The 26,471-nt window shown below is 34.1% G+C and carries 24 protein-coding genes; 9 read left to right on the top strand and 15 right to left on the bottom strand.

The features are described 5' to 3' along the window. Window positions 1-22: 22 nt before the first annotated feature. The 5 genes from CA2559_RS05385 to CA2559_RS05405 form a co-directional block, all read right to left on the bottom strand. On the bottom strand, window positions 23-1,060 hold the full coding sequence (locus CA2559_RS05385) for a glycoside hydrolase family 113 (RefSeq protein WP_013186835.1): 1,038 nt from the start codon (window positions 1,058-1,060) through the stop codon (window positions 23-25). A 33-nt stretch (window positions 1,061-1,093) separates the two neighbouring features. Beyond that, window positions 1,094-1,300, bottom strand: coding sequence for a helix-turn-helix domain-containing protein (locus tag CA2559_RS05390; protein ID WP_013186836.1), 207 nt, complete (start codon window positions 1,298-1,300; stop codon window positions 1,094-1,096). Between the two features lies 1 nt (window position 1,301). Then, the gene (locus CA2559_RS05395; protein WP_041240925.1) at window positions 1,302-1,814 is read right to left on the bottom strand and encodes a DUF2975 domain-containing protein; all 513 of its coding nucleotides are present in this window, start codon (window positions 1,812-1,814) and stop codon (window positions 1,302-1,304) included. A 64-nt stretch (window positions 1,815-1,878) separates the two neighbouring features. After that, a complete protein-coding gene (gene nhaA, locus CA2559_RS05400; protein WP_013186838.1) occupies window positions 1,879-3,186 on the bottom strand; it encodes a Na+/H+ antiporter NhaA in 1,308 nt (435 codons plus the stop codon). Window positions 3,187-3,189: 3 nt separating this feature from the next. Then, on the bottom strand, window positions 3,190-3,615 hold the full coding sequence (locus CA2559_RS05405; protein ID WP_013186839.1) for an MgtC/SapB family protein: 426 nt from the start codon (window positions 3,613-3,615) through the stop codon (window positions 3,190-3,192). Between the two features lie 55 nt (window positions 3,616-3,670). Here CA2559_RS05405 and CA2559_RS05410 point away from each other — a divergent pair, with 55 nt between their 5' ends. The 8 genes from CA2559_RS05410 (at window position 3,671) to CA2559_RS05445 (ending at window position 11,973) form a co-directional block, all read left to right on the top strand. Then, window positions 3,671-4,816: an aminotransferase class I/II-fold pyridoxal phosphate-dependent enzyme gene (locus CA2559_RS05410; protein ID WP_013186840.1), complete on the top strand. Its 1,146-nt coding sequence runs from the start codon at window positions 3,671-3,673 to the stop codon at window positions 4,814-4,816. After that, entirely contained in the window at window positions 4,800-5,204 is a 405-nt protein-coding gene (locus CA2559_RS05415; protein ID WP_013186841.1) for a hypothetical protein, read from the top strand. The genes CA2559_RS05410 and CA2559_RS05415 overlap by 17 nt, the downstream gene beginning before the upstream one ends. Next, window positions 5,201-5,818 (top strand): dethiobiotin synthase, encoded by a 618-nt coding sequence (gene bioD, locus CA2559_RS05420; protein ID WP_013186842.1) that lies wholly within the window; start codon window positions 5,201-5,203, stop codon window positions 5,816-5,818. Before CA2559_RS05415 ends, bioD begins: the two co-directional genes overlap by 4 nt. Next, window positions 5,805-7,073: an adenosylmethionine--8-amino-7-oxononanoate transaminase gene (gene bioA / locus CA2559_RS05425; protein ID WP_041240926.1), complete on the top strand. Its 1,269-nt coding sequence runs from the start codon at window positions 5,805-5,807 to the stop codon at window positions 7,071-7,073. Before bioD ends, bioA begins: the two co-directional genes overlap by 14 nt. A gap of 74 nt (window positions 7,074-7,147) precedes the next feature. After that, window positions 7,148-8,311: a beta-ketoacyl synthase N-terminal-like domain-containing protein gene (locus tag CA2559_RS05430; RefSeq protein WP_041240927.1), complete on the top strand. Its 1,164-nt coding sequence runs from the start codon at window positions 7,148-7,150 to the stop codon at window positions 8,309-8,311. Window positions 8,312-8,410: 99 nt separating this feature from the next. Then, complete coding sequence (locus tag CA2559_RS05435) at window positions 8,411-9,106, top strand: glycosyltransferase family 2 protein (RefSeq protein WP_013186845.1); 696 nt, start codon at window positions 8,411-8,413, stop codon at window positions 9,104-9,106. Further along, complete coding sequence (locus CA2559_RS05440; RefSeq protein ID WP_013186846.1) at window positions 9,106-10,578, top strand: cellulose synthase family protein; 1,473 nt, start codon at window positions 9,106-9,108, stop codon at window positions 10,576-10,578. The genes CA2559_RS05435 and CA2559_RS05440 overlap by 1 nt, the downstream gene beginning before the upstream one ends. Before the next feature lie 9 nt (window positions 10,579-10,587). Next, window positions 10,588-11,973, top strand: coding sequence for a glycosyltransferase 87 family protein (locus tag CA2559_RS05445; RefSeq protein WP_013186847.1), 1,386 nt, complete (start codon window positions 10,588-10,590; stop codon window positions 11,971-11,973). 3 nt (window positions 11,974-11,976) lie between these two features. Here CA2559_RS05445 and CA2559_RS05450 read toward each other — a convergent pair whose 3' ends face one another. After that, on the bottom strand, window positions 11,977-12,912 hold the full coding sequence (locus CA2559_RS05450) for a polyprenyl synthetase family protein (RefSeq protein WP_013186848.1): 936 nt from the start codon (window positions 12,910-12,912) through the stop codon (window positions 11,977-11,979). A 154-nt stretch (window positions 12,913-13,066) separates the two neighbouring features. On the opposite strand from CA2559_RS05450, the gene CA2559_RS05455 reads away from it, so the two are divergent. Next, a complete protein-coding gene (locus CA2559_RS05455; RefSeq protein ID WP_158305529.1) occupies window positions 13,067-13,972 on the top strand; it encodes a T9SS type A sorting domain-containing protein in 906 nt (301 codons plus the stop codon). A 49-nt stretch (window positions 13,973-14,021) separates the two neighbouring features. Here CA2559_RS05455 and CA2559_RS05460 read toward each other — a convergent pair whose 3' ends face one another. From CA2559_RS05460 to porU, 9 genes are all read right to left on the bottom strand, one after another. Further along, a complete protein-coding gene (locus CA2559_RS05460) occupies window positions 14,022-15,482 on the bottom strand; it encodes a DUF389 domain-containing protein (protein WP_013186850.1) in 1,461 nt (486 codons plus the stop codon). Beyond that, window positions 15,482-16,564, bottom strand: coding sequence for a mannose-1-phosphate guanylyltransferase (locus CA2559_RS05465; protein ID WP_013186851.1), 1,083 nt, complete (start codon window positions 16,562-16,564; stop codon window positions 15,482-15,484). The genes CA2559_RS05460 and CA2559_RS05465 overlap by 1 nt, the downstream gene beginning before the upstream one ends. 6 nt (window positions 16,565-16,570) lie before the next feature. Next, window positions 16,571-17,170, bottom strand: a complete 600-nt coding sequence (locus CA2559_RS05470) for a SprT-like domain-containing protein (RefSeq protein WP_013186852.1) — start codon at window positions 17,168-17,170, stop codon at window positions 16,571-16,573. Further along, window positions 17,170-17,853, bottom strand: a complete 684-nt coding sequence (locus tag CA2559_RS05475) for an SDR family NAD(P)-dependent oxidoreductase (RefSeq protein WP_013186853.1) — start codon at window positions 17,851-17,853, stop codon at window positions 17,170-17,172. The genes CA2559_RS05470 and CA2559_RS05475 overlap by 1 nt, the downstream gene beginning before the upstream one ends. A gap of 146 nt (window positions 17,854-17,999) precedes the next feature. Then, complete coding sequence (locus CA2559_RS05480; protein ID WP_013186854.1) at window positions 18,000-19,673, bottom strand: pyruvate dehydrogenase complex dihydrolipoamide acetyltransferase; 1,674 nt, start codon at window positions 19,671-19,673, stop codon at window positions 18,000-18,002. 3 nt (window positions 19,674-19,676) lie between these two features. After that, entirely contained in the window at window positions 19,677-20,678 is a 1,002-nt protein-coding gene (pdhA, locus tag CA2559_RS05485; protein ID WP_013186855.1) for a pyruvate dehydrogenase (acetyl-transferring) E1 component subunit alpha, read from the bottom strand. Window positions 20,679-20,770: 92 nt separating this feature from the next. Beyond that, a complete protein-coding gene (gene cdd, locus CA2559_RS05490; protein ID WP_013186856.1) occupies window positions 20,771-21,253 on the bottom strand; it encodes a cytidine deaminase in 483 nt (160 codons plus the stop codon). Between the two features lie 63 nt (window positions 21,254-21,316). Next, entirely contained in the window at window positions 21,317-22,489 is a 1,173-nt protein-coding gene (gene porV, locus CA2559_RS05495) for a type IX secretion system outer membrane channel protein PorV (protein WP_013186857.1), read from the bottom strand. Between the two features lie 40 nt (window positions 22,490-22,529). After that, complete coding sequence (gene porU, locus CA2559_RS05500) at window positions 22,530-26,369, bottom strand: type IX secretion system sortase PorU (protein ID WP_013186858.1); 3,840 nt, start codon at window positions 26,367-26,369, stop codon at window positions 22,530-22,532. Window positions 26,370-26,471 lie beyond the last annotated feature (102 nt).

Genomic DNA, 26,471 nt, shown 5'->3' on the forward strand with positions numbered 1-26,471 from the left:
TCAATCATTTTTTTAAGCTTAATTAATTAGAGTATTGCTGGTAATGCTCTTTTATAAGTTTTTCAACAGGTTTATTCTGTGGTGTAAACCTATTGTTTTGCATACCGCCAACTTCTGAATGATTATGAAACCATTTCCATATAAAACCACCTGCAAACCAAGGCTCATTCCAAAATTCTTTAAATAAAGCGTTAGTTAAATTAAGCTGCGCTTCATGATTTATTTTGCCATCTTCACGTTGTGATTCCCAAGGCCTATTTCCGGAATAATCAATACTTCTGTATCCATATTCTGTAAATAAAATAGGCCTATTATAGGTGTCACTTAAGTTCTTGAGAGTTGTTTTCCAAGGTTGCCAAGATTGTCTTGATGCTTTTATAGTTGGAGTCTTATCTTCGGAAATTGGAAAATAAGCGTCTGCACCGATAGCATCCATCTCATTCCAAAATGTAACCTTGTCTACTTTATCCCAATTTTCTGCATAGGTTAAATTACCACTATAAATAGTTTTAATTTTCTTAATGAGTTGAGACCAAAATTTAGGTCTAGCATTTACAAAATTATAAAGTTCTGTACCTATACAAAACCATTCTGCATTGGTGTCTTGAGCTAACTGTGCGTATAATAAAATAAATCCTTCATAACTGTTTTCAAGCGTTGTCCAATGTTCTTCAGAAGCCATCATCATATCTCCTGTAAATTCTCCGCGAGAAATCCAAATTTGAGGTTTAAGCATAACCTTTATGTTAGCATTGTGAAGATGCTTTATGGTTTCTGTCACACCATCTACGCGCTCACCTCGCCATTGTCTGTCTGTGTTGTAAAGAACCTCTGCAGACTCTAAACTACGTATAAACCCAAAAGGCATAACAGAAGCGTAATTTGCGTTTACATTAGTAATAGGTGTAATATGAGAACTATCTATTGCGTCTCGAGAAGCCACTAAGCTTACACCATTAATTTTAGCAGACTTTTTTGTGTCTTTAGGTTGGCTCTCGCAAGACCAAATGCATATAAGGCTTAAAATCCCTAAAATTATAATTGAAACATGATAACGCATATAGAAGCTTTAATGCTCTAAATATAAGACGAATTAATCTACAGTATATTTTAAAATGTCACCTGGTTGGCATTTTAGTGTTTTACAAATAGCGTTAAGTGTAGAGAAGCGAACGGCTTTTGCTTTACCAGACCTTAAAATAGATAAGTTGGCTTCTGTAATACCTATAGCTTCAGCTAATTCTTTTCCTTTTAAATTTTGCGCAGTAAGAATGCTATCTAAATTTATTATGATTGCCATACTAAACTGTTAGATCATTTTCAGATTTTATCTTTAATGCTTTGTCAAAAGCTTGATTGAGAAGTAAAAAGAATACTCCAATAATAAATAAAAATAAAAGTAATTGATAATTTGAAATGCCGAATTCAATGCTAACTTTAGAATCCTTTATAAGATTAAATAGAAATAAGAGCACTAAAGATGAGCCTCCAGAGATAGAGAAAAACTGTCCAATTCGTTTCAAATAATTTACAGAAGTTTTACTAATTAATGACTTCTTTAAAATATGCTTAGACAATTGTCTAAGGTTATGAAAACCTGCAAAAAATAAAACAAACTCTAAAAATCCTATAAACAAAGCTAGGATATATAATGCGGGAATACCGTTACTTTCAATTGGTATATTGGTTTTGAAAATAGTTTGTTGAGGGAAAAATATTAGATATAATATTGTACCAGGAAAAAAGATAACAATAGGTATCATTAAGACATAAGCTATGTCTATAAGTGATTTGAATAAAGTAGTAAGTCGCATATTTAAATTATCGATTAACGATAACAAATATATGCAATTTATCGAAAAACAATAATTTAAGTTGTTAATCTGTTTGTTTTGTCTTGCGTTTAAGCTGTATCCTTAAAGCAAAATAACCAACAATACCTGCTCCAAATGAACCTATAAGAATACCCAATTTAGAGGCTGTTAGTAAATCGTCTTCTCTAAAGGCCAGCTCTGCTACAAATAATGACATTGTGAATCCTACACCTCCTAAAATACTTACTGCAAATATGTCTTTAAACTGTATGCCTGCAGGAAGTCTGGCTATCCCTAATTTATAAGCCAAGTAACTAAAGAGACTAATTCCAATAACCTTACCTGCAACCATTGAAATTCCTATTTGTGAAATTAAATGCGTAGCGCTAAGAGAATCTAAATTTATAGTGATGCCAGCATTTGCAAGAGCAAATAATGGCATGATAACAATTGCAACCCAACCACTTAAGCCATGCTCTAATTGTTGCATTGGAGATTGTACTTGATCTGTTACAGCATTAATCTCATCTACAGCAACCTGTTGTTCTTCTGTAAGGACATGCTTTTTAGGATCACTTTCTTTTAAGCGTTTTAAGTTGTTGTTAAGGTTTGAAAAAACATCCTTTAAATTCACATATCTAACTGAAGGTAGTACAAACGCAAGTAATACTCCTGCAATAGTTGGGTGCACACCAGATTTTAAAAATAATACCCAAATGGCAAGACCAAATATTAAGAATAGGTACTTGGAGAATATTTGTAAATAATTAAGTAACCATAATATGAGCAATAGGCCAATAGCAACACTTAAGTATTCAACATGAAAGCCATGACTGTAAAAAATGGCTATAACAACAATAGCTCCTATGTCATCTATTACGGCAAATGTGGTAAGGAAAACTTTTAACCCTAAAGGCACACGTTTACCAAGTAATTGTAATATTCCTAAAGAAAATGCAATATCGGTAGCCATTGGTATTCCCCAACCGTGTGTACCTCTGTCTTCTTGGTTTAGTAAAAAGAATAATGCAATTGGTACAACAATGCCGCCTAGAGCAGCAAAGACAGGCATAGATGCTTTTTTAAAGGAGGTTAGCTCTCCATCTATTATTTCACGTTTAATTTCTAAACCTACGTATAAGAAGAATAAGGTCATAAGACCATCATTAATCCATAAGTATAGAGGTTTGGTTATAGCAAACGTTGTATCTGTAAAACCAAGAGAAAAATCTGATGCCCAAAGTGCGTGGTAAGCATCTTGCCAAGGTGAGTTTGCCCAAATTAGTGCAATAATAGTACACGCTATAAGTATAAAACTTCCAGAAGTTGAGTGATTAATAAAATTCTCAACGGGGTTTTTTGCTATTTTCAAGGGTTAGTCTTTAAGTGTGTTTTCAATTTTTGTGTCTAATAGTCCAAAGATAAAGTTTACAATGAGAACAAGCACAGTTATTGTGAGCAGTTCCCAATACATGCCAACAGCAGCCAAACAACCTGCTCCAGCGCTACACCAAATAGTAGCAGCTGTAGTTAACCCTTTAATATTTGTGCCTTTTTGAATTATAGCTCCAGCACCAAGAAAACCAATACCTGTTACAACTTGTCCCAAAACACGCGTAAGATCTGTATAGTCTTTATTGCTAAACTCTAATGAAACCAACACGAATATTGATGCACCCAATGCAACGAGCATGTTTGTTTTAAGTCCAGCACTTTTGCTTTTAAACTCTCTTTCTAATCCTATTAGAAATCCAGATCCTAAAGCTAGACTTACTCGAATTATAAAATCTTGTAATTCCATACGCTTGTTTTTATAAATATAATAAGGATTATTAAAATGACCTTATCTTTGAGGTATGTTACCAGAGCGACTACAGAAAAAAATAGATTTAAGAAAAGACAACAATAGTCTAAGAGCTTTAAGGCTACCTCAAAATTTAATAGATTTTAGCTCAAACGATTATTTAGGGTTTTCAAAATTAATTTCTGATGCTAAAATACATCTTGAAGAACACTCAATTTTAAATGGTGCTACAGGTTCTCGATTACTTTCAGGTCATTCAGCTTTATTTGAAAAAACTGAGCAACAAATTGCAGGTTTCCATAATGCAGAAGCTGCATTACTTTTTAATTCTGGATACGATGCTAATCTAGGTTTACTATCTGCAATTTTAATGCGTGGTGATGTTGTGTTTTATGACGAATGGTCACACGCATCTATCCGAGATGGTATAACAATGGGATATGCCAAAGCAATAAAGTTTAAGCATAATAATTTAGATCACTTAAAACAGCTACTTGATAAATTTAAAGGTACTGCAGAATGTTATATTGTGACAGAGTCTGTTTTTTCTATGGATGGTGATCAACCAGACCTAAACCAAATTGTAAACTTATCTAAAGCATATAATGCCAACCTTATTATAGATGAAGCTCATGCAATAGGTGTGTTTGGGAATAAAGGTGAAGGTGTAATCCAGGATTTAGGTTTAGAAACACAGGTTTTTGCAAGAATTGTCACGTATGGAAAAGCTATGGGTTGTCATGGAGCTGCAATTTTAGGAAGTGTAGGCTTAAAGGAATTTCTTGTAAATTTCTCAAGACCTTTTATTTATACAACGGCAATGCCACCACATTCACTTTTAGCAATTGGCTCGGCATATAATATATTACAAAACAACAAAGGGATTAATTGCCTAGAAAAGCTTCAGAACAATATTAATGCATTTAAACGTGAGGTTGCTAGGCTAAGGCTAGATAAGTTATTTATTGAGAGCTCATCTGCCATACAATCTTGTATAGTTCCTGGTAATAATAGAGTGAAGAAAGCTTCAGAATTTTTAGGCGAAAAAGGTTATGATGTACGTCCTATTTTATCTCCAACAGTTCCAGAAGGAAAAGAGCGTTTAAGGTTTTGCATACATAGTTTTAATTCTAAAGTTGAAATCACTCAAGTTCTGCAACACTTAGCTACCTTTGTGTCACATGGCAAACAACTATAAAACTATTGCAGTATATGAATATAGCTACCAAGCCCAAATTTTAAAAGGGCGTTTGGAGGCAGATGGTATTTCTGTATACTTAGGAGATCTATATTCTGTTGAGGCAGAGCCAGGCGCAAGCCAAGCAATGGGAGGCATTAAATTAAAAGTAAAAGCCGAAGACGTTATAAGAGCTAAGCATATACTAAGTTCTTTAAATAATAATGATGAAGATTCACAATGTTTAAGTTGTCCCCAATGCGAAAGTGTGGACATAGAACATGATATTACGGTTAGTGGTACTAGAGATTTATGGGCAAATCTTAAGCATTTTTTTTCAAACTTACTTTTAGATAATCCAAAAATGCAATACCGTTGTACCAACTGCAATACTAAATTTATACAATGACACATACATATTTTGTAACAGGCATAGGAACAGATGTTGGTAAAACTGTTGCTTCTGCTATTCTTACTGAAGCTTTAGAAGCAGATTATTGGAAACCCATACAAGCAGGAGATTTATCTAATAGTGATACTCATAAAGTTGAACGTTGGGTTAACAACTCTAAAACCAAATTCTTTGATAGTGCCTTTAACCTTAAAACACCTATGAGTCCGCACGCGGCCGCAGAAATTGATGGTGTAACATTGTCTAAATCTAAAGTTAAACGACCAAAAACATCTAAAAACCTAGTAATTGAAGGTGCTGGTGGCTTATTGGTTCCTATAAGTAATACTCAAACAATTGCAGATCTTATAAGTAAAAAAGATAGAGTAGTAGTGGTGTCCAGACATTACTTAGGAAGTATAAATCATACCTTACTAACTATTGAATCACTTAGGGCGAAAGGACTTGAAGTCTTCGGTATAATCTTTAATGGACCTTTAACCAAAACCACAGAAGATATTATAACTAGAATGACTAAAGTTCCTGTTATTGGTCGCATTGAAAATGAGCCTTATATAGATAGTCATGTTGTAAAAGAATATGCAGAAAAATTTAAGAATGAGCTTAAGTAAGAGAGATAGCAAAACAATTTGGCACCCATTAACACAACACAAAACAGCTAAATTGCCATTGGCAATTAGTAAAGCAAAAGCAGCTTTGCTTTATGATGAAAACGGTAAGGAGTATATAGACGCTATTGCATCATGGTACACTGCAATGTATGGCCATTGTAACGATTACATACTTGAGAGTGCTTTTAAACAAATGCAAACTTTAGATCAAGTTGTATTTACAGGCTTTACACATGAACCAGCAGTAAAACTTGCCGAAGAACTTTTATCTATTTTGCCTAAGAACCAAGCCAAAGTAATGTTTAATGACAATGGTTCAACATCTGTTGAGATTGGTATTAAAATGGCACTACAATTTCATCATAATAACAACGATAAAAGAGATACACTTTTAGCTTTTGAAAACGGATTTCATGGCGATACTTTTGGAGCTATGAGTGTGAGTGGTCTATCTGTTTATAATGGCCCTTTTGATGATCACTTTTTAAAAGTAGTACGTATTCCAACTCCAGACGGAACAAATAATGCTGAGGTTTTAAAACAACTAAACGCATTGATTGAAACTCATAATATTGCGGGATTTGTTTATGAACCATTAGTACAAGGTGCTGCTGGTATGAAAATGTACGATGCACAAGGTTTAAATGAAATACTTAAGATATGTAAAACAAACAAAATTATAACTGTTGCAGATGAGGTGATGACAGGCTTAGGCAAGACAGGTACATATTTCGCATCTTTAAATATTAAAGAATTACCAGACGTTATATGTCTTTCCAAAGCACTAACAGCTGGTTTAGTTCCTATGGGTATTACAACCTGTTCTCAAGATATTTATGATGCCTTTTTAGATGATAATGTTGGTAAAGGTTTATTTCATGCACATACCTATTCTGCAAACCCTATTGCCTGCGCAACTGCTTTAGCAGGCTTAGAGTTGTTGCAAACTCAAGAAATAAAAGAACAGCAAGCTTACATAATTAAAGCTCACGGAGAGTTTCTTAATAAAATTTCAGCCCATCCAAAGGTGCTTAATCCAAGGCAAAGCGGTGTTATTCTAGCTTTTGAAATGGATGTAGAAATGGAGCGCTATGGCAATTTAAGAAATAAGCTTTTTCAGTTTTTTATGGATAAAGGTGTTTATTTAAGACCTCTCGGAAATACAATTTATATTTTGCCACCATTTGTAATTACAGAAGCACAATTAAAAGCTGTTTATAGTGCTATACTAGAGGCTTTAGAGTCTTTTTCTTAGGGCATCTAAATTTTTAAGTTAAGGCCAATAAACTCGGCTACTATTCACGATATTTGCAGTATCAAATCTACGCTTTGCAACACCCAATATATATAAAAGGCATATCTACAGTTTCTGCTTTGGGAAGCCATCCTGATGATATTTGGACTAATTATTTGTCTCAACGCTCTTTTTTAAAATCTAAGAAAATAGATGATATTCCAACATTTGTTGGAGAGCTTTCTAACACAGATAAAGAACGTGTTGAGCAATTAAAACAATCTGATAAATTATATGCAGAGTTAGATAACTCTGTGTTGTACGCAATGCTATGTGGAAGAGATTTAATTTTAAAAGCACCGCTTAACACAACAGATTTTGGAATAAACGTAGGGTCATCTAGAGGTGCCACTACGTTGTTTGAAAATTATCATGAGCAATACATAAAATCTGGACAAACCTCTACATTAAGCTCACCTACTACTACTTTAGGGAATATATCCAGTTGGCTAGCTCAAGATTTACAAAGCAAAGGCCCTAGGTTTTCTCATAGTATAACATGTTCTACAGCATTTCATGCGATATTAAATGGTGTAGCTTGGTTGCAAGCACAAATGGCCGAAGAGTTTATAGTTGGTGGTAGTGAAGCACCATTAACTCCTTTTACCATAGCGCAAATGCGAGCTATGAAAATTTATGCTGAGGTTGGTCAAGTAAAAAACCCTAACTATCCAAACCAAGCACTTAATTTAAGTAAAACGCGAAATTCTATGATTTTAGGTGAAGGTTCTGGTTTAATAACTTTATCTAAAATACAATCTGAACAAAATGTTGGTGAGATTAAAGGGATTGGTTTTGGAACAGAGACATTAAAACATAGTGCTTCAATTTCTAAAGATGCGGCTTGTATGCAGGCTTCAATGCGTATGGCAATAAAGCAAATAAACCCAAAAGATATTGATGTTGTGGTATGCCATGCGCCAGGAACTGTTAAAGGCGATCAAGCTGAAATAAATGCTATTAAAGATGTCTTTGGAGAACATATGCCAGCTGTAACTTCGAATAAATGGCAACTAGGTCATACATTTGGAGCTTCAGGAATATTAAGTTTAGAAATGGCGCTTCTTATGCTAAAGCATCAAAAATTTATAGGAGTTCCTTTTATTGAAAATCAAATTCAACCTAAAAGAATTAAGAACATACTTGTAAATGCTGTAGGTTTTGGAGGAAATTCTGTTTCAATTTTGGTTTCACTTTAAAGCTATGTTAGCATTTAGAAAGAAACTCGTCTAACACCAAGATTATAAAAACTAACCTCTAATTTTTAGGTAACCCACATTTTCAACTTAACAAACGTTTTGAAAGAACCCCATATAAAAGTCATCATTCCAGCATTTAATGAAGCCAATTCAATTGGTCGTGTTATTGCAGATATTCCCAAACATGTTAATGAGGTTATTGTGGTTAGTAACAACTCAACAGATAAAACTATTGCCATTGCAGAAAGTGCTGGAGCTACAGTTTTAGAGGAAAACCAAAGAGGTTATGGTTATGCCTGTTTAAAAGGCTTGGCTTATATAAAAGAACGTTTGGTAAAGCCAGATATTATAGTTTTTCTAGATGGCGATTATAGTGATTACCCAGAGTATTTAGATGTCATAGTAAGGCCAATTATTAAGTGCGATGTCGATTTAGTTATTGGTGCTAGGGCAAAAGAGCTTAGAGAAGATGGTAGTATGACAACACCCCAAATCTTTGGTAACTGGCTAGCAACTCGTTTAATGAAACTCTTTTTTAAAAGTAGATTTACAGACCTTGGTCCTTTTAGAGCCATAAAATATGAGACATTACTGGGTCTTGAGATGGAAGACAAAACTTATGGCTGGACAGTTGAGATGCAACTAAAGGCATTAAAGCAAAGATTGGCATATACAGAAGTTAAAGTGCCGTATAGAAACAGAATAGGTGTCTCTAAAATATCAGGCACTTTAAAAGGTGCTATATTTGCTGGCGTTAAAATTTTAGGTTGGATCTTTAAATACAGTTTCAAGTAATGGACTTGATTATCATTATTATCTACACATTAGCTTTACTGTTAATCTTCTTCTACAGTTTGGCGCAGCTCAACCTTTATTTTAATTACTTAAAAGCAAAAAAGAGTAATCAGGATTGTGAAACCTTCAATTTAAACAATCCACACGAGGTTCCTTATGTTACAATACAACTTCCCTTGTATAATGAAAAATACGTTGTTGAACGTTTGTTGAATAATATTGCAACTATAGAGTATCCTAAAGATAGGTTAGAAATACAAGTTTTAGATGACTCAACAGATGAATCTGTTTTGCAAACCAAAGACCAAATTGAAGAATTAAGAGCTAACGGTCTTGACATTATTCACATAACCAGAGTAAATAGAAAAGGGTTTAAAGCAGGAGCTTTAAAAGAAGGTTTAAAAATTGCAAAAGGTGAATTTATAGCCATTTTTGATGCAGATTTTTTGCCAAAACCAAACTGGTTACTAAAAACCATTCCCTACTTTAAAGATGAACAAATTGGTGTGGTGCAAACCCGTTGGGGACATATTAATAGAAACTATTCTATGCTTACAAAGGTGCAGGCATTTGCACTCGATTTTCATTTTATATTAGAACAAGTAGGCCGAAATTTTGGAAACCATTTTATAAATTTTAATGGTACAGCAGGCGTTTGGAGAAAATCCTGCATTTTAGATGCTGGTGACTGGCAAGGCGATACCTTAACTGAAGATTTAGATTTAAGCTATCGTGCACAGCTAAAAGATTGGAAGTTTAAGTATTTAGAAGATGTTGAGACTCCAGCTGAATTACCGGTTGTTATAAGTGCAGCAAGATCTCAACAATTTAGATGGAACAAAGGCGCTGCAGAAAACTTTCAGAAACTGTATTGGCGTTTGTTTACAGACAAAACAGTCTCTGCAAAAACTAAATTTCATAGCTTTTTTCATTTACTTAACAGTAGCATGTTTTTACTAGTATTGTTGGTGGCTATATTAAGTGTACCTGTACTATTTATAAAAAACAACAATCCAGACTTTAGCTGGTATTTTAATGTTATTGCTTTTTTTGGATTAAGTACACTTATCTTTTTTATAAGCTATTGGCTTACTTACAAAAAAATTCATGGTGGCGGATTTAAAAATTTTATAAGCTTCATTGCCATGTTCTTTACTTTCTTTTCAGTTGCAATGGGTTTTTCTGTACATAATTCGGTTGCGGTGATAGAAGGTCACTTAGGAAAGAAATCTGAGTTTGTAAGAACCCCAAAGTTTAATATTAATAGTATTAAGGACTCTTGGAAAGGCAATAAATATTTGAGTCAAAATGTATCTGGAAACACCATAATCGAGTTGGTTTTAATGCTGTATTTTGGATATGCTATTTATAGTGCATTTACCACAGGAGATTTTGGTCTTATTATTTTTCACCTTATGCTTTTTGCAGGATTTGGGTTTGTCGGTCTAAAATCGTTATTTGCAAAAGGCTAAATTCTAATTATGAATGCTTTTGTGAAGCACCACATACTTACTGGGTTTTTAACCTTAAGTCTCTTGGCAATGTATGCCACTTTTGCATATGATTTAAATAGAGCAGATTTTCCTAAATTAATATCCTTAATTGTAGGTCTTTTCTTTTTATCCTACGCTCTATATAAAAGAGCTCGTGTTTATTTCTGGTTTTTAGTTGGTGTTGCTTTTACAGCAAGACTGGTGTTTATTGGTACGTTGCCAGGTTTATCACAAGATTTTTACAGATTTTTATGGGATGCCAGGTTGCTAGCTCAAGGTATAAATCCCTATTTGCAAACTGTACAATCTTTTATAGATCAAGGTTTACAGCCAGTAGCACAGTCTGATGCTTTATATAAAGGTATGGGCGCTTTAAATGCAGGACACTACACAAATTATCCACCAATAAATCAACTGTTTTTTCTTATATCTGGTTGGTTATCACCAAACTCGATACTTGGCGGAGCTGTTATACTTCGCCTTACTATTATATTGGCAGACTTAGGTATTCTGTATTTTGGGAGTAAGCTATTAAAATCACTTAAATTACCAAGGCATTTTATTTTTTGGTTTATATTAAATCCATTTGTCATCATTGAGTTTTCTGGGAATTTACATTTTGAGAGTGTTATGCTCTTCTTTTTTATGTGGGCCTTATATTTATTGCATAACAAACATTGGGCTTGGGCTGCTGTGTTAATAGGCGTGTCTATTTCAGTTAAATTATTGCCGTTACTTTTGTTGCCTTTATTATTAACTTATTTTAATACTAAAGACCTTAAAGAGGCTTCGTTTCTACATCGAATAGCTTCAATAAACATTAAAACGTTAGTATGTTTTTACGGTATAGTAATACTAACCACACTCGTTACTTTTCTTCCGTTTTTATCAATAGAATTCATCACTAATTTTCTAAATACTATTGGACTTTGGTTTCAAAATTTCGAATTTAATGCTAGTGTATATTACATAATAAGATGGATTGGCTTTCAAACTATAGGTTGGAATATTATTGGTACAGTTGGAAAAATATTACCAATAGTAGTTGTTTTGAGCATTCTTGCTATTGCTATATTTAAGCGTATAGAAACCACAGCACAATTATTGGTTGCTATGTTATTTTCTGTAAGTGTTTACTTTTTACTTTCTACAACAGTGCATCCTTGGTATGTGGCAACGCCGTTGTTGCTGTCTGTATTTACAAGGTATAGATTTGCAATAGTTTGGTCTCTGTTAGTTATGCTAAGCTATAGTGCATATGGCGAAGAATTTAACGAAAACTTGTGGCTGGTAGCTGTTGAGTATTTGGTTGTTATAGGAATGGCAGTATATGAAATTTGGATAGTAAAACACAAGAGGCCTTTATTAACCTAAGCTTTATTTTTTACGCTCTATCACGTAATTTACCATAAGTTCTAAACTTTCTTTATAAGGTGAAGGCGGAAATTTTTCTAATAGTGCTAAAGCTTCTTTTTGAAACTGTTTCATTTGCATAACTGCATACTCTAAGCCTCCATTTTCTTTTACAAATTCAATAACCTTATTTACACGAGCCTTGTCCTTGTTATGGTTTTTAACGGAGTTAATTAACCAACGTTTGTCTTCTTTACTTACAGTATTAAGTGTGTAAATAAGTGGCAGTGTCATTTTCTGTTCTTTTATATCAATTCCGGTAGGTTTACCAATAGCAGTATTTCCATAATCAAACAAATCGTCTTTAATTTGAAAAGCCATACCTATCTTCTCACCAAATAAACGCATAAGCGTAACATCATCAGAATTTGGGTTAACAGATGCAGCGCCCAAACTACAACAAGCGGCAATTAAAGTGGCCGTTTTCTTCTTGATTATGTCGTAGTATACATCTTCAGTTATGTCTAAACGGCGCGCTTTTTCAATTTGTAAAAGTTCACCTTCACTCATTTCTCTTACTGCAACCGAAATAATTTTAAGTAAATCAAAATCATTGTTGTCAATAGATAATAATAAACCTTTAGATAGCAGATAATCCCCTACAAGAACTGCAATTTTGTTTTTCCAAAGCGCATTAATAGAGAAAAAACCACGACGCCTATTAGAGTCGTCTACAATATCATCATGTACCAATGTGGCCGTATGTATAAGCTCAATAACAGCCGCACCACGGTAGGTACGATCGTTTACAGAACCTTCACTTACCATCTTAGCCACAAGAAACACAAACATTGGGCGCATTTGCTTTCCTTTTCTATTAACCACATAATGGGTTATGCGATTTAGGAGTGCCACTTGAGAAGACATAGATTGGCGAAAACGCTTTTCAAAGTCTTCCATTTCCTGTTCAATGGGCTGCTTTATTTTAGATATTACTTTCACTATTACAAAGATACATAAGCCAAATTGAATAATTTATATTAAAATAAAGTAAACAAAATCCGATGAAATGTTTACATTTATAGATGAAATACTAAACTTTAAACTATTTATTATGAAAAAAATTACTTTGTTAGCAGCTTTACTGGTTGCTTTCTATTCAAATGCGCAAATTGAAACCTCTTTTGAAACAGGAGAAGGATTCACTGTTGGTGCTCTAAATGGTCAAAATGGTTGGGCTAATACAACCGGTGCCGACGCAAATTTTTCAATCTCTACAGACCAAGCTACAGATGGAACACAATCTTTGCAATTAATTCCAACTAATGGTCAATCTAACTTAGTTGCATTAGGGCCAACAATTACATCTTCTGCAGATGTAGTAGTATTTACCGTTGATGCATTTATTGAAGCTGCTCCAACTGGAGGTGAAAATTCAGATGTTCAGATTATCACCCAATCTCCATCTCAAGAATTGGTTACGGCTCGTGTAAATTTTGATTTTCAAGGCAATGTTTCTGTATTAGACGATGATGGTACTGGTACTGAAACTTTAGCATTTATTCCTGCAGGTACATTTGTTAGAAATGCATTTTTCGAATTTAAAATAGAGCATAGGTTTGCTGATAATGAAATTCTATATTACATAGATGATTCTCTTATTTATACAGGAGAAGCATTTGGAGCAACTAATGTAGAGTCTGCTGTTTTCTTATTTGATAATTTTGAAAGTGGAGCATACTTTGATAATTTAACTTACGCAGAAAATCCACTTGCTGTTGAAGAATTTGCAGCATTAAATTTCACGCAGTTTGTAGACTCAAATAATACTCTGTATATGTCTTCTAATGAAGTGTTAGAATCTGTAGAACTATATAATGTATTAGGTAAACAAGTAAAAACTGTGAAGCTAGCTTCTCAAGAAGCACAAGTAAGTCTTGCAGATCTTTCTTCTGGAATTTACTTAGCTAAAGTAACTGTAAATGGTCAAAACAAATCTTTCAAGCTAATTAAGAAGTAATTTTATTAGACTTAAAATTTAAAAAGCGATCCTAATAGGATCGCTTTTTTTATTGAATTCGATTAATGGCTATGGTATCCATATCAAATTTTTCATAGAGCCAAGCCCTAAGTCTTTTTTGGTCTTTTATTATAGTTTGTTGCGGAATACTATCTACCCACTTTACAGAAAAGGTAGGAATGGTATCTAGAGTTGTATTAATAGAGTCTGTAGCAGAAAATGTACTAACCAATTCATTTGAAAATGAAAACCGCTGAATGTTAGGGTAGTTAATTTTTGTTTCTCTACTTAGACCTTCAAAAGGGATTCCTGCACCTTTTAGTTTAGAAAGTTGATCTTCTAACAATAGGATACGTGCATCTTTACTTTGAAGTGCTTCTTGATTTTTAAGATAAAGATCTTCTAATATTCCAGCTTTTACAGAAGAGCTCAGTTGTTCTGCCAAATCACTACTTTGATCTGATCCTTGATGAATTTTAAGATTAGCATCTTTAAGAGCTTCATCTTTCTTAAGTTCAGCAATCCAACTATTTATTTTACTGCTAGGAACTGGTTGTCCTATTAAGTACACATTAATATCCTTTGATTTAAAATCTTGAGTAGATTTTACAACTTCTGTACCTTCATACTTAATAACATTGGTTACAAAATCGTTTGTTTTAGTTTCAAAGACTTGTATTCTAAGCAAGTTTATAAATAAGTAGACACTTGGTACCATAACTATAATTGCAATTAGTGAAGCAATAAAAGCTATACGCTTACGGCGTTTTTGGTTGGCATACTTTACTAATGGAAAACCAAGTAACTTAGATACTAAAAATGTAGATAATGCTATAAATACTGCATTTATAGAAAATAAATACATAGCACCACTAGCATAGCTCCAATTACCAATAGCTAAGCCATAACCTACAGTACATAATGGTGGCATTAAAGCAGTAGCAATAGCAACACCAAATATTACACTTGCAATGGTTCCTTTTTTAGTTTTAGCTACAATAAGAGCCAAACCACCAAATAAGGCAACAAGTACGTCTAATATTGTTGGGTAAGTTCGAGCCAATAATTCTGGAGTAGCCTCGGTTATAGGCGATATTTTAAAATAGATAAATGCAGTAATAACACTTAGGAAAATCATAACACCTAAGTTTACTAAAGATCGTCTTAAGGTGTCAATATCATTAATAGCAACAGACAACCCAATACCTACAATTGGTCCCATTAATGGAGAAATAAGCATTGCTCCTATAACAACAGCAGTACTGCTAACGTTAAGCCCGATAGAAGCTACAAATATTGAAAAGATAAGAATCCAAGCGTTATGCCCTTTAAAAGGTATGTCTTTCTTAACGGCTTCAATAGTCGAATCCCGATCGGTATCATTTTTTATATTCAGAAGCTCTGAAACAAAAATTTTAATTTGTTGCCAAAGACCTTGTGCTTCTTTACGTAAGTCTTTGTTTTCCTCATCTAAAGGAGGATTGCTACCTATATTAGGTTCGTTTGCCATTAATTTAAGTTTTTACCTAATTTTTGCTGTACAGATTTACTAATAGATTTTATGTCTTGTTCTTTCTCCTTTGGAACAATCATTAAAACATCATCTCTATCTACAATGATATAATCTTCTAAACCATCTATTACCACAGCTTTGTTAGACTGTGTGTGTATCATATTTCCTTGGCTGTTGGGTGCAAATGTTTCAGCATTTACAATTGCATTATTCTGAAAATCTTTGGTAAGCTTTTCATATAAAGATCCCCAAGTACCAAGGTCATTCCAGTCAAAAGTAGCGGGTAGTACTCTTACATCAGCAGCATTTTCCATTATACCAAAATCTATAGAAATGTTATCTGCTTTAGGATATGTTCTTGATAGGAATTTTGTTTCACGTTCTGTATTTAAAGCATCAATTCCTCTAAAAAACAGATGATGCATATCTGGCATTTGTTTTTCAAAAGCTTCGACAATAGTATTAGCACTCCAAATAAAAATTCCGGCATTCCATAAGTAATTGCCGTCAGCTAAAAATTGTTTTGCAAGCTCTTTATTAGGTTTTTCGGTAAAATGCTTAACTTTCTTTATTGGTGTAGAAGTGTCTTCTATATAATTTATATAACCATAACCCGTATTTGCAAAAGTTGGCTCAATACCAAGAGTCATAAGAATAGGTTGTCTTTGGCAAGCATCAAAAGCCGTACGAATATTATCGTTAAAAGCATTTTCATCTTCTATCCAATGATCACTAGGAGCTACGAGCATTAATGCATCAGGATTTTCTTTCTGAATTTTTAAAGCTGCTAATAATATACAAGGTGCCGTATTTCTCATTACAGGCTCTAGGACTATTTGTCTATCTGTTACATTAGGTAACTGCTCTTTTACCAGGTCTTCATATTTTGAGTTGGTGAGTATAAAAATATTCTCTTCTGGTACAGTTTTAGAAAGCCTTGCAAAGGTTTTTTGTATTAATGAAGAGCCAGTGCCTAGCATATCATGAAATTGCTTTGGGAAACTAGTAGTGCTTACAGGCCAAAATCTTGATCCAATACCACCAGCCATTAGCACAGCATAGTAATTTTTATTTTCCATTAATAGTTAGTTTTTAATAAATTCAACTTCTGCATTAGGTTGAAACAGGTATACTTTTCCTGTTGCTATTTCAACACATTCATAGCGTTTTACACGCTGTAATCCTTTTTTGAAAACTTTACCATTGTAAATTTTGAAGATACTTCCGGTAGGTATTTCAAATATATAATTTTTATCAGTTGGAGGATCGTAAGACTTCAGTTTAATAGCTAGTTGCGTATCTGTATCACTACTTGCTTTGGGGTTTTTAAAATGTCTTGCGAGATAGGGTAGCAGCTCTTGAGGAAAAATATTAGGATTAATAAATGGTAACATTAACAAAGTAAATGTACGTTTCCACTCTTTGCCGTGTGGCTTTATTTGAAATCCAAATTCCTGAAATGCTTTTAAATGAGCAATTTCATGTATTAAAGTAATTAAAAACCGATATGGGTTTAAGTTGGCATTAACAGTAATCTGTAAGGTGCCATCTGGCATTTTCCTATAATCGCCGTGGCGCGTCTTACGTTCGTTTACAATTTTAAGGTGTACGCCATAAGTCTTTATAAGATTAAACGCTGGCTCTACAGCCATTGGTGGTAAATATTTAGTTAAAACATTAGCCATTAAGGTGTGGTGCTTGAAACCTGTAATATTTTTCCATTATAAAACTGTTGTCCAGTTAAAGCAAAATTAGCAATATATTCTGCCATTTCTTCTGCAGTTACTGGAGCTTGAAAACCAGGAAAAGCTTGCTCTAACATTTCGGTTTGAACAGCACCTAAAGCCAATACATTAAACGACGGTCCTGTTTCCTTATACTCTTCTGCTAAAAGCTCTGTTAATGTAATGAGTGCACCCTTGCTAGAACTATAGGCAGATAATCCTGCGAATTTCATACTTCCTTGTATGCCGCCCATACTACTTATATTAACAACATGGCTTTTGTTGTTCATATAAGGTAGTGCTTGTTGGGTCATATTTACAACTCCATAAACATTAGTATTGTAAACACTTTTAAAGGTATCTAAAGAAGTAGTGTTGAAAGATGAATTTGCTAACAGGCCTGCATTGTTTATTAATATGTCTACACGATTATTAAACACATTTTTTATAGCATTGTTAAGAATGTTGTTTTGCTCTTCTTTTGTAATATCAAGATCTAAACAAGTAACATTATCTAGGGATAAAGACTTAAGGTGAGATGTGTTTCTAGATAGCGCAATAACCTTGTGATTTTGTATGGAAAATAGTTTTGCCAACTCTAAGCCAATACCTTTACTTGCGCCAGTAATTATTATGTGTTTCATGTATGATAATTTTACAAAAAATAAACATTCTAGAATTAAAAACCTGATGTTGTAATTATTAATATCAGATTGTAATATTATATGAGTTAAGAGCATAAAAAAAGGTCCGTAAAAATTACAGACCTTTTTTTATTTACCCAAAAGAGTTAGGCCAGCATTGTAACTGGGTTCTCCATATAAGTTTTAAAGGTTTGTAAGAATTGTGCTCCTGTTGCACCATCCACAGTTCTATGATCATTTGCCATAGTAACTTTCATAGTATGTCCAACAACAATCTCACCGTTCTTAACTACAGGCTTTTCAACGATTGCACCTATAGATAGAATAGAAGAATTAGGCTGATTAATAATACTAGTAAATTCTGTAATACCAAACATTCCTAAGTTAGACACTGTAAAAGTGCTGCCAGACATCTCATCTGGAGTGATTTTCTTGTTTCTAGCTTTGCCAGCTAAAGATTTTACATTACCACCAATTTGGGTTAGAGACATTTGGTCTGCAAATTTAAGTACAGGCACCAATAGGCCTTCATCTACAGCAACAGCAACGCCCATATGTATGTGGTTAGCTACTTTTGTTTTGTCGCCATCCCATTGAGAATTAACTTGTGGATGTTTGCGTAACGCCATAGCAGCAGCTTTTATAACCATATCGTTATAAGATACTTTTACATCTGGCATTTGATTAATTTGAGATCTAGAAGACATTGCGTGCTCCATATTTATCTCTACAGTTAAGTAGTAATGTGGTGCCGAGAATTTAGATTCGCCTAAGCGTTTTGCAATTGTCTTACGCATTTGAGAATTCTTAGTTTCCTCAAAAGACTCCTCACCAGCAGGTACATAAGGTTGTATTGTTGGTGCCTCATTAGTTTGAGACTCTTTAGCTTGAGCAGTGTCTTTTTTAGATGTTGCTGAAGGTTTAAAGTTCTCTATATCTTTCTTTACAATACGGCCATTATCTCCACTACCATTTACTTCAGATAAATCTATTCCTTTTTCTTCTGCCATTTTCTTAGCTAAAGGAGATACAAAAATTCGTTTTCCGTCTGAAGTTGTACTGCTTTTAGATGAAGTTTCTTCTTTGTCGGTATCAGCCTTTGCGTCTTTTTCTTCTTTAGAAGATTTTGTTTCTGCTTTAGAAGCTTTAGGGCTGTCTCCAGAAATTCCAGATACATCTGTTCCTTCAGGTCCTATGATAGCTAATAACTTATCTACTTTTGCAGTTTCACCTTCTGCTACGCCAATTTTTAAAAGGGTACCAGAGTAAAAAGATTCAAACTCCATTGTAGCTTTATCGGTTTCTATTTCTGCAAGGATATCACCTTCTTCAATAGTATCGCCTTCTTGTTTCAACCAAGTTGCAACAGTACCTTCTTCCATAGTATCAGAAAGGCGAGGCATTGTGATTATTTCTACACCTTCTGGTATGCCTGAATCGTCTGAAGAAGACTCTTCTTTCTCGTCAGTTTTCTCCTCATCATTTGATTCTTCATTATCGCTTTCAGAAGATTTTTTATCTTCTTTGTCGCTTTTAGAACCTGAAGCACTAGAACCATTTAGTAGGTCTGAAATATCTTCACCTTCTTCACCGATAATTGCCAAGAGTTGGTCTACAGGAGCAGTTTCGCCTTCTTCAACACCTATATGAAGTAATACGCCTTCATAAAAAGACTCAAACTCCATAGTAGCTTTATCTGTCTCTATTTCAGCAAGAATATCACCTTCTTCAACTTTGTCTCCTTTTTGCTTTAGCCATTTAGCAACAACACCTTCTTCCATGGTGTCACTTAATCTTGGCATATTTATTACTTCGGCCATCTCTTAAACTGGTTTATGTGATAAAAATGGATAGTCTTCTTGCTCGTAAACAACGTCATACATCACGTTCTTTTCTGGGAAGTCTGAGTTTTCTGCAAACTCTTCACATTCCTTAACAAGATCTTTAACTCTCTGATCTATTTCTTTAACTTCATCTTCTGTAGCATATTTTTTATCTAAGATAATCTCTTTTACTTGCGTTATAGGATCTATCTTTTGGTATTCTGCTACTTCGTCTTTAGTTCTATATTTTTGAGCATCACTCATTGAGTGTCCTCTATATCTGTATGTTTTTAACTCTAAGAAAGTTGGGCCACCACCAGTTCTTGCACGCTCAATTGCTTCAGACATTGCTTCTGCAACCTTAACAGGGTTCATAGCATCTACTGGTCCGCAAGGCATTTCATATCCTAAACCAAGTTTCCAGATATCTGTATGGTTTGCTGTTCTTGCAACAGATGTTCCCATGGCGTATCCATTGTTTTCAACACAAAATACTACAGGTAAATTCCATAGCATAGCCAAGTTAAAGGTTTCATGAAGTGAACCTTGTCTTGCAGCACCATCTCCAAAATATGTGATGGTAACATTGTCTCTATCATGATACTGGTCTGCAAATGCTAAACCTGCACCTAGAGGAATTTGACCACCAACAATACCGTGACCACCATAAAAACGGTGTTCTTTAGAGAAAATATGCATAGACCCACCAAGACCTTGTGAGGTACCTGTGCCTTTACCATATAATTCTGCCATTACACGTTTAGGGTCTACACCCATACCAATTGGTTGTACGTGGTTTCTGTAAGCGGTTATTAAACGATCCTTATCTGTATCCATAGCATGCAATGTACCTGCAAGGATAGCTTCTTGACCGTTGTAAAGGTGTAAAAACCCTCTAACTTTTTGTTGTATATATACTTGTGCTAATTTGTCTTCAAACTTTCTCCAAAATAGCATGTCTTCATACCACTTTAGGTAGGTAGCTTTTGTGATTTTCTTCATAGTGATCGTGTTAGCATTTCAAAATTCTTGAAATGGGTAACAAAAATAAGATAATAAGGGTGATTAAAAAATTTACGACAAGGAAAGAATGCCTATAAATAAGACTTATCAAAAGCTAATGGTAATAAGTCTGATAATGAGCTAACTTTTACAACTTTTCCTGTTTGTCCCATAAAGTAAATTTCTATAGGTGTTTCTTGTTTTATCTCGTATTCGGATATAGATTGTCTGCACGCGCCACAAGGTGGAATAGGAGTCATTACCGTATGGTTTGATGAAGATGCAGATAATGCCATTCTCGTTATTTTTTTGTCAGGATATTGTGAGCCAGCATAAAATATAGCAGTGCGTTCTGCACATAAACCTGAAGGGTAAGCTGCATTTTCTTGATTGTTCCCAGTTACAATTGTACCATCTTCTAATATGAGTGCTGCTCCAACTAAAAATTTTGAATAGGGTGCATAAGCTTTATCTCGAGCTTCAAAAGCTTTATGCATTAGTCCTTGAATATCTTCTGGACACTCTTCTAAATTATCGTAAACGTGTAGGGTAGCGGTAATGTTAACTTCTTTCATATATGATAAAGGTAAAAAAAGCTCCCAAAAGGAGCTTTTTGTATATCTATTTAATTAGAGATTTTAATATTCATCCCAAGTATCTCCAAAATTAAAGGCTAAGCTAAATCTTAAAGTGCCTTCTAATGGGTTTTGAGTTTGAGATGTAGAGAATAGATAAGAAACATCTATAGTTGCTAAGCTGTACCTAAAACCTGCACCAATTGTTGCAAATTTTCTAAACCCTTTTTCATCACTTTCATTAAAATAACCAGCTCTAAAAGCAAAGCTATCTTGGTACCAATATTCTGCACCAATAGCCCAAGTAAATTCTTTTAATTCTTCACTAAAACCATCTGGAGCATCTCCCCAAGAAGAGAAAATAGCACCAAAAGAACTTGTATTATTGTAATCTCTTATTGCTTGCTCATCTTCTTCAGATAACTGTCCGTCCATATCCTCATCGACAGCTGGTGGCGTTGGTACTAATAGCTTGTTAACTTCAACTATTGCAGAAATCTTATTGTCGAAATCTAGTATAAAGTCGTGCCCTACACCTAGTCTAAAGTTTGTAGGAATAAAGCTTTCTTGTCCTGCATCATCATATTTAATTTTAGGGCCTATATTACTTATGTTAACACCAGCTCTCCAGCGTCCATCAAAATTATTATAAGCAATTTCTTCACTTTGATAATAAGCAGAAACATCTACGCCAAAGGTATTTGCTGCAGAAGCGTCATTGTTAGTACTTTGTATTTGTAAGTCTGATCTTATATAGCGACCTGTAACACCCATAGAAAAACGCTCACTTAATTTAAGAGAGTATCCAAGGTCTAAGGCAAGCTCATTTGGTTTTACTAATAGTGGTTGTTGGTCTGGTGTTTCTCTTAACTCAATATCACCATAACTCGAATATTTTAAAGATCCTGCAACAGCACTACGTTCGCTAAATCTATTGTAATAGGTTAGCGTACCTATATTTATATCATTAACCAACTCTCTTAGGTATGGTGTGTATGAAACTGCAATACCTTGTTGGTCAAGTGCAAATGCATATTTTGCTGGGTTCCATTGCTGTGAGTAGGTGTCTGGTGAAGACGCTGCTCCCATATCACCAATACCAGATGCTCTTGCGTCTCCTGAAATTAATAAGAAAGGAACACCTGTTGTAATAACTCTGTTGTTTTCACTTTGCGCGTTAGCTTGTATGTTGAATAACAGAAGGGTGCCAAATAAAACAAATGCTGCTTTTTTCATGTAGTTCAAAATTTTAACAAATATAGATTTTTAATTGTATTTATAGAATGACCAGTTTTTCAAATTTGCTGAAACTCTTATTTGTAACTGTAGATTTAACCGAAAGTTTATAAATATAAACCCCTTTTCCTATACGGTCACCAAAATCATCTCTGCCATCCCAAGTTATATCTCTGGATAATTCTGAAACACCTGTATTCACTATTTGGTTAGTTGTCCAGACCACTTTTCCGGAAACAGTCATAACTTGTACTTGTACTTCTAAAGGTTCAAATGGGCGATTATGTTTAAACCAAAACTCTGTATAATTTGTAAATGGGTTTGGGTAATTTAAAACCCTTGTAATTGCAAGCTCATCATCACCAGTTACAATAAACTGTATGTCTGCAGTAGATTTATTATTGTAGGTGTCCCAAGCTGTAAAGGTTAATGTATGTAAACCTTCTTCTAGTCCTCTTAGCCTATAAACAACTTCACCTTTAGAGTAGTCATCTACTTCTGCTTCATAGTAGTCATTAAGGATTATAGGATCTATTTCTTCGCCATCTAAAACAGCTGTAATGTCATGGCCAATACCACTCGCCGTATTTATACCATTAAGGTCCTCTAATTTTGCTAATATAAATGGAGAGCTATTTGTTATGTCTCCAGACACAAAACTCTCATCATTCATAAAGAGATTTATAATTGGAGGCTCGTTATCTTCTGGCGCATTTTCATTTATTCCACCTACTAATATCTGTTCATTAAAACCGGATTGGTCATCTAGCTCTCCTTCTTTTTCAGCATAAAAACTAATTCTACCATTACCAACAGGAATACCTATATCTTGTGGAACTATAAAATCAAACTCAAACTCACCGTTAGTGACAGAGGCTTGGCCTCTAAAAATTGTATTTCCTAACGTTGTGAAATCTAGTAGGAGTAATTGCCCATCATCATCTCTCACATTATCATTTCCTAATGTTGTGCGTTGTATCCTTTTATCAAAAATGGTAACTTCTAAATTACCAGTGTAGTTATTTAACAATCCGCCAGAAGGTGTAGTTACTTGACCTCTCATTTTTACATAGCTTAATGCTTTTAGGGTATCTGTAGGTTGAGAAATAGGAGTGTCATTAATATGTGTTAATCTCACATTTGGTTTAGGGTTAGAGAGTTTCATTGCAGGATCTCCTAAATAAAACACAACACGTTTTCCGTTGTTGTTTATTTCGTTCTTAGTTTTCCTTAAAGCTTCTGCAACAGAGTCGTCATTACCATCATAGTCGAATAGGAATGGTGCCAAGATTGCATTAAAATCTACACCATTTACTACGGTAATTTCTCTTGTTGTAGTAATCATAGCTACAGAACCGCCAATTGGATTTTGTAGTGTTAACTCTCCAGCAGCAATCCTTAAAGGGTTGTCAAATTTTGTAAACTCACAAGTTACAGTAACAAACATGGTGTACCTGTTTGTATTTGCCCAATTATTAATTCCTGGTTGTGTAACAATAAATTCATTAGCTAAGCCATCTTCTCCGCCGTGACCAAAATAATTTGTTACAGTGGCACCTCTTTCTATTGCATTTGTAATGGCTTCGTTTACATCTGGATACCTGTTTCCTCCAGCTGTTGATTCTTGTTGAAATGCATCTGAGTGAATTTTATATACATTTAAGCTAGGTTTGTTTTGTCCTATTTCATCTCCCAAGGCATCTAGTTGTACCTCGATACCTTCATATTCAAACTCAACATCTACATCATCTGAAATTAGTAGAAAGTTATTTCGCCATCTTCCATAAGATACTTTGCTTTCGTAATCAATAATTTTGTCTACTAACGTTCTTGCTAATTGAGGTGTGTCGGCTAAAATTCTACCAATAGCAATATCTAGTTTGTCAAAGTTCTGAAAGGTACCTTCGTTAGGGTCTATCATCCCAAAATAATCATCTGAAGCAAACGAGCTTAATAAAGAGAAGCTACGAAGCCTTTGGTAGGTAGGTATGATAAGGTTGTTATTTTGAAGTCTGTCTTTATAATCTACAGAGCCTTCACCAAACAAACACACGTATTTTAAACGGCTTGCTGGAGATGAGGCGTTGTCATAAACATATTTAACAAAATTTCTTATTGCAGAAATGTCTTGTTGTCCAGAGCTAAATTCGTTATAAATGGTTTGTAGCTGCACTACTTTTACATTAAGGCCATCTCTATCTCTTCTGTATTGAGCAAGCCTATTAGCTTCAGAAATTAAAGTATTATCTACCAGCATTAGATAATCTACATCTTCAAAATTCGCTGTATTGCTGTTAAATATTGTGCCTTTAAGATTTTGATTAATTACCTGTGATTGTGATTCTCTCAAAGGTGTGTAATAGTCTGTTGGTGAAATAGCCACATAGTTTCTCTCTTCACCTAATGTGGTTTTAAAAGATAATGTATTTGCGTTAGTAGTATTTGCAATACTTGTAACTTGTTGTGCATTGGTGATATCCCAAACCTGAGATATGTTTTGTGAATTCTGAATTATATATTCTCCAATGCCAGAGGCTGATATAGCGTCACGATTTTTAAATTTAAACTGAATATTGTCTGCAATGAGTTCTCGTCGTGCTTCTATACTTATGTAATCTAAGTAGCCTCTACTGGCAGGATTACCATTATTATTGTAATTGAGATTAACTGAAACATTATCTGAAGTTGCATCTACATTGCCGACAAATTGATTAGCACTTCCTAAGGATGTTCCTGCAATGGCTCCAAAAAAGAGATTATCTACATCTTCACCATTAATATTTACATTTAATGTGGTAGAGCTTTCTGAAGCTGCTGCTGCATAAACTTTTACGAGCATTTGCTCAGAATTTACAATGTTGGGGAAGTTAAACTCATAAGTTCTGTCATTCTCAACATCAAAACGATCTCCAAACCAACGTCTTCCTACTAAAACAGGAGAAAACCTGTCTTCTTCAACGAACTTGTAATCATCAAATGTTGTAAAAGTTACGTCTGGTGTTCCTGTAGGCTGAGTAAAAGGAAAAATACGATTACCTAAATCACCATCGGCTGTGATATAGTAGTAAGCACGTTCTGCATACGGATTAATATTGCTGTTGTTTTCCTCTACAAAACCATTAATACTTTCGGCGTAAAAAAGAACACTGTCATTATTATCAAAACTGCCGTCTTCTTCGCCAATAACTTGAATGCTAACTTGTGGTGGATCAAAATGTTCATTTTCTGAAACTAATAATGGTAACGCTCTTCCGCCATGTCCATAAATCTTTAAACGTCTAGGATCTATGTTATTCACATTCATACCTAAATCTTGGAGGAAACTACGGGTAAGTTGATGCACACCATCCTTTTCAACATAAAACTTATAAATATTTCCAGATGCTAATACAGAATTTGTTACTGCTTGAGACTGTGTGTTATTAGTTGCTCGTTGAAGTGATGGGTTGTTGGTGTAATTAACCGTAAAAGAAGTAAGTCTCTTGTAAGTGTTTTTGTCTTTAATAATTGGGCTTAATCGTAATGTAGCATAACCAATGCCTCTTGCGTATGAAATTTTAAGTTCAGGATTATGGTTAGTTGGTATTTTCGAAGTATCTAGGTTAGATAGTAATGTCTTATTAATAGTTTGGTAAGATACATTACTTAAGGAAACAGAATTTTGTGAAATATATCCAGATTCTTTCCATTGTGTGCTATAATGTATTGTTTTTAAAACATCATCAAATTCAAAATTCTTGGTTTCAAAACCTGGTACTGTAAATGAAGATCTAGAGGTTGCAACAGCTTTTTCATCTTCCCAAACAATAGAAAACTGCTTAGATTGTGCGGTAACAACGACAGTAAATAATAAAAAAGTAAAGAATAAAGATATTTTCATGGACTACAATAACGCAAATTTTTATGGAGTAGTATTTGTTAAGACAACAAAAACAAAATTAAGTATTTATACGAATCTTAACCTATTTTCGTTCTTCTAATA

It is taken from the genome of Croceibacter atlanticus HTCC2559 (assembly GCF_000196315.1).
GTDB classification, from domain to species: Bacteria; Bacteroidota; Bacteroidia; order Flavobacteriales; family Flavobacteriaceae; genus Croceibacter; species Croceibacter atlanticus.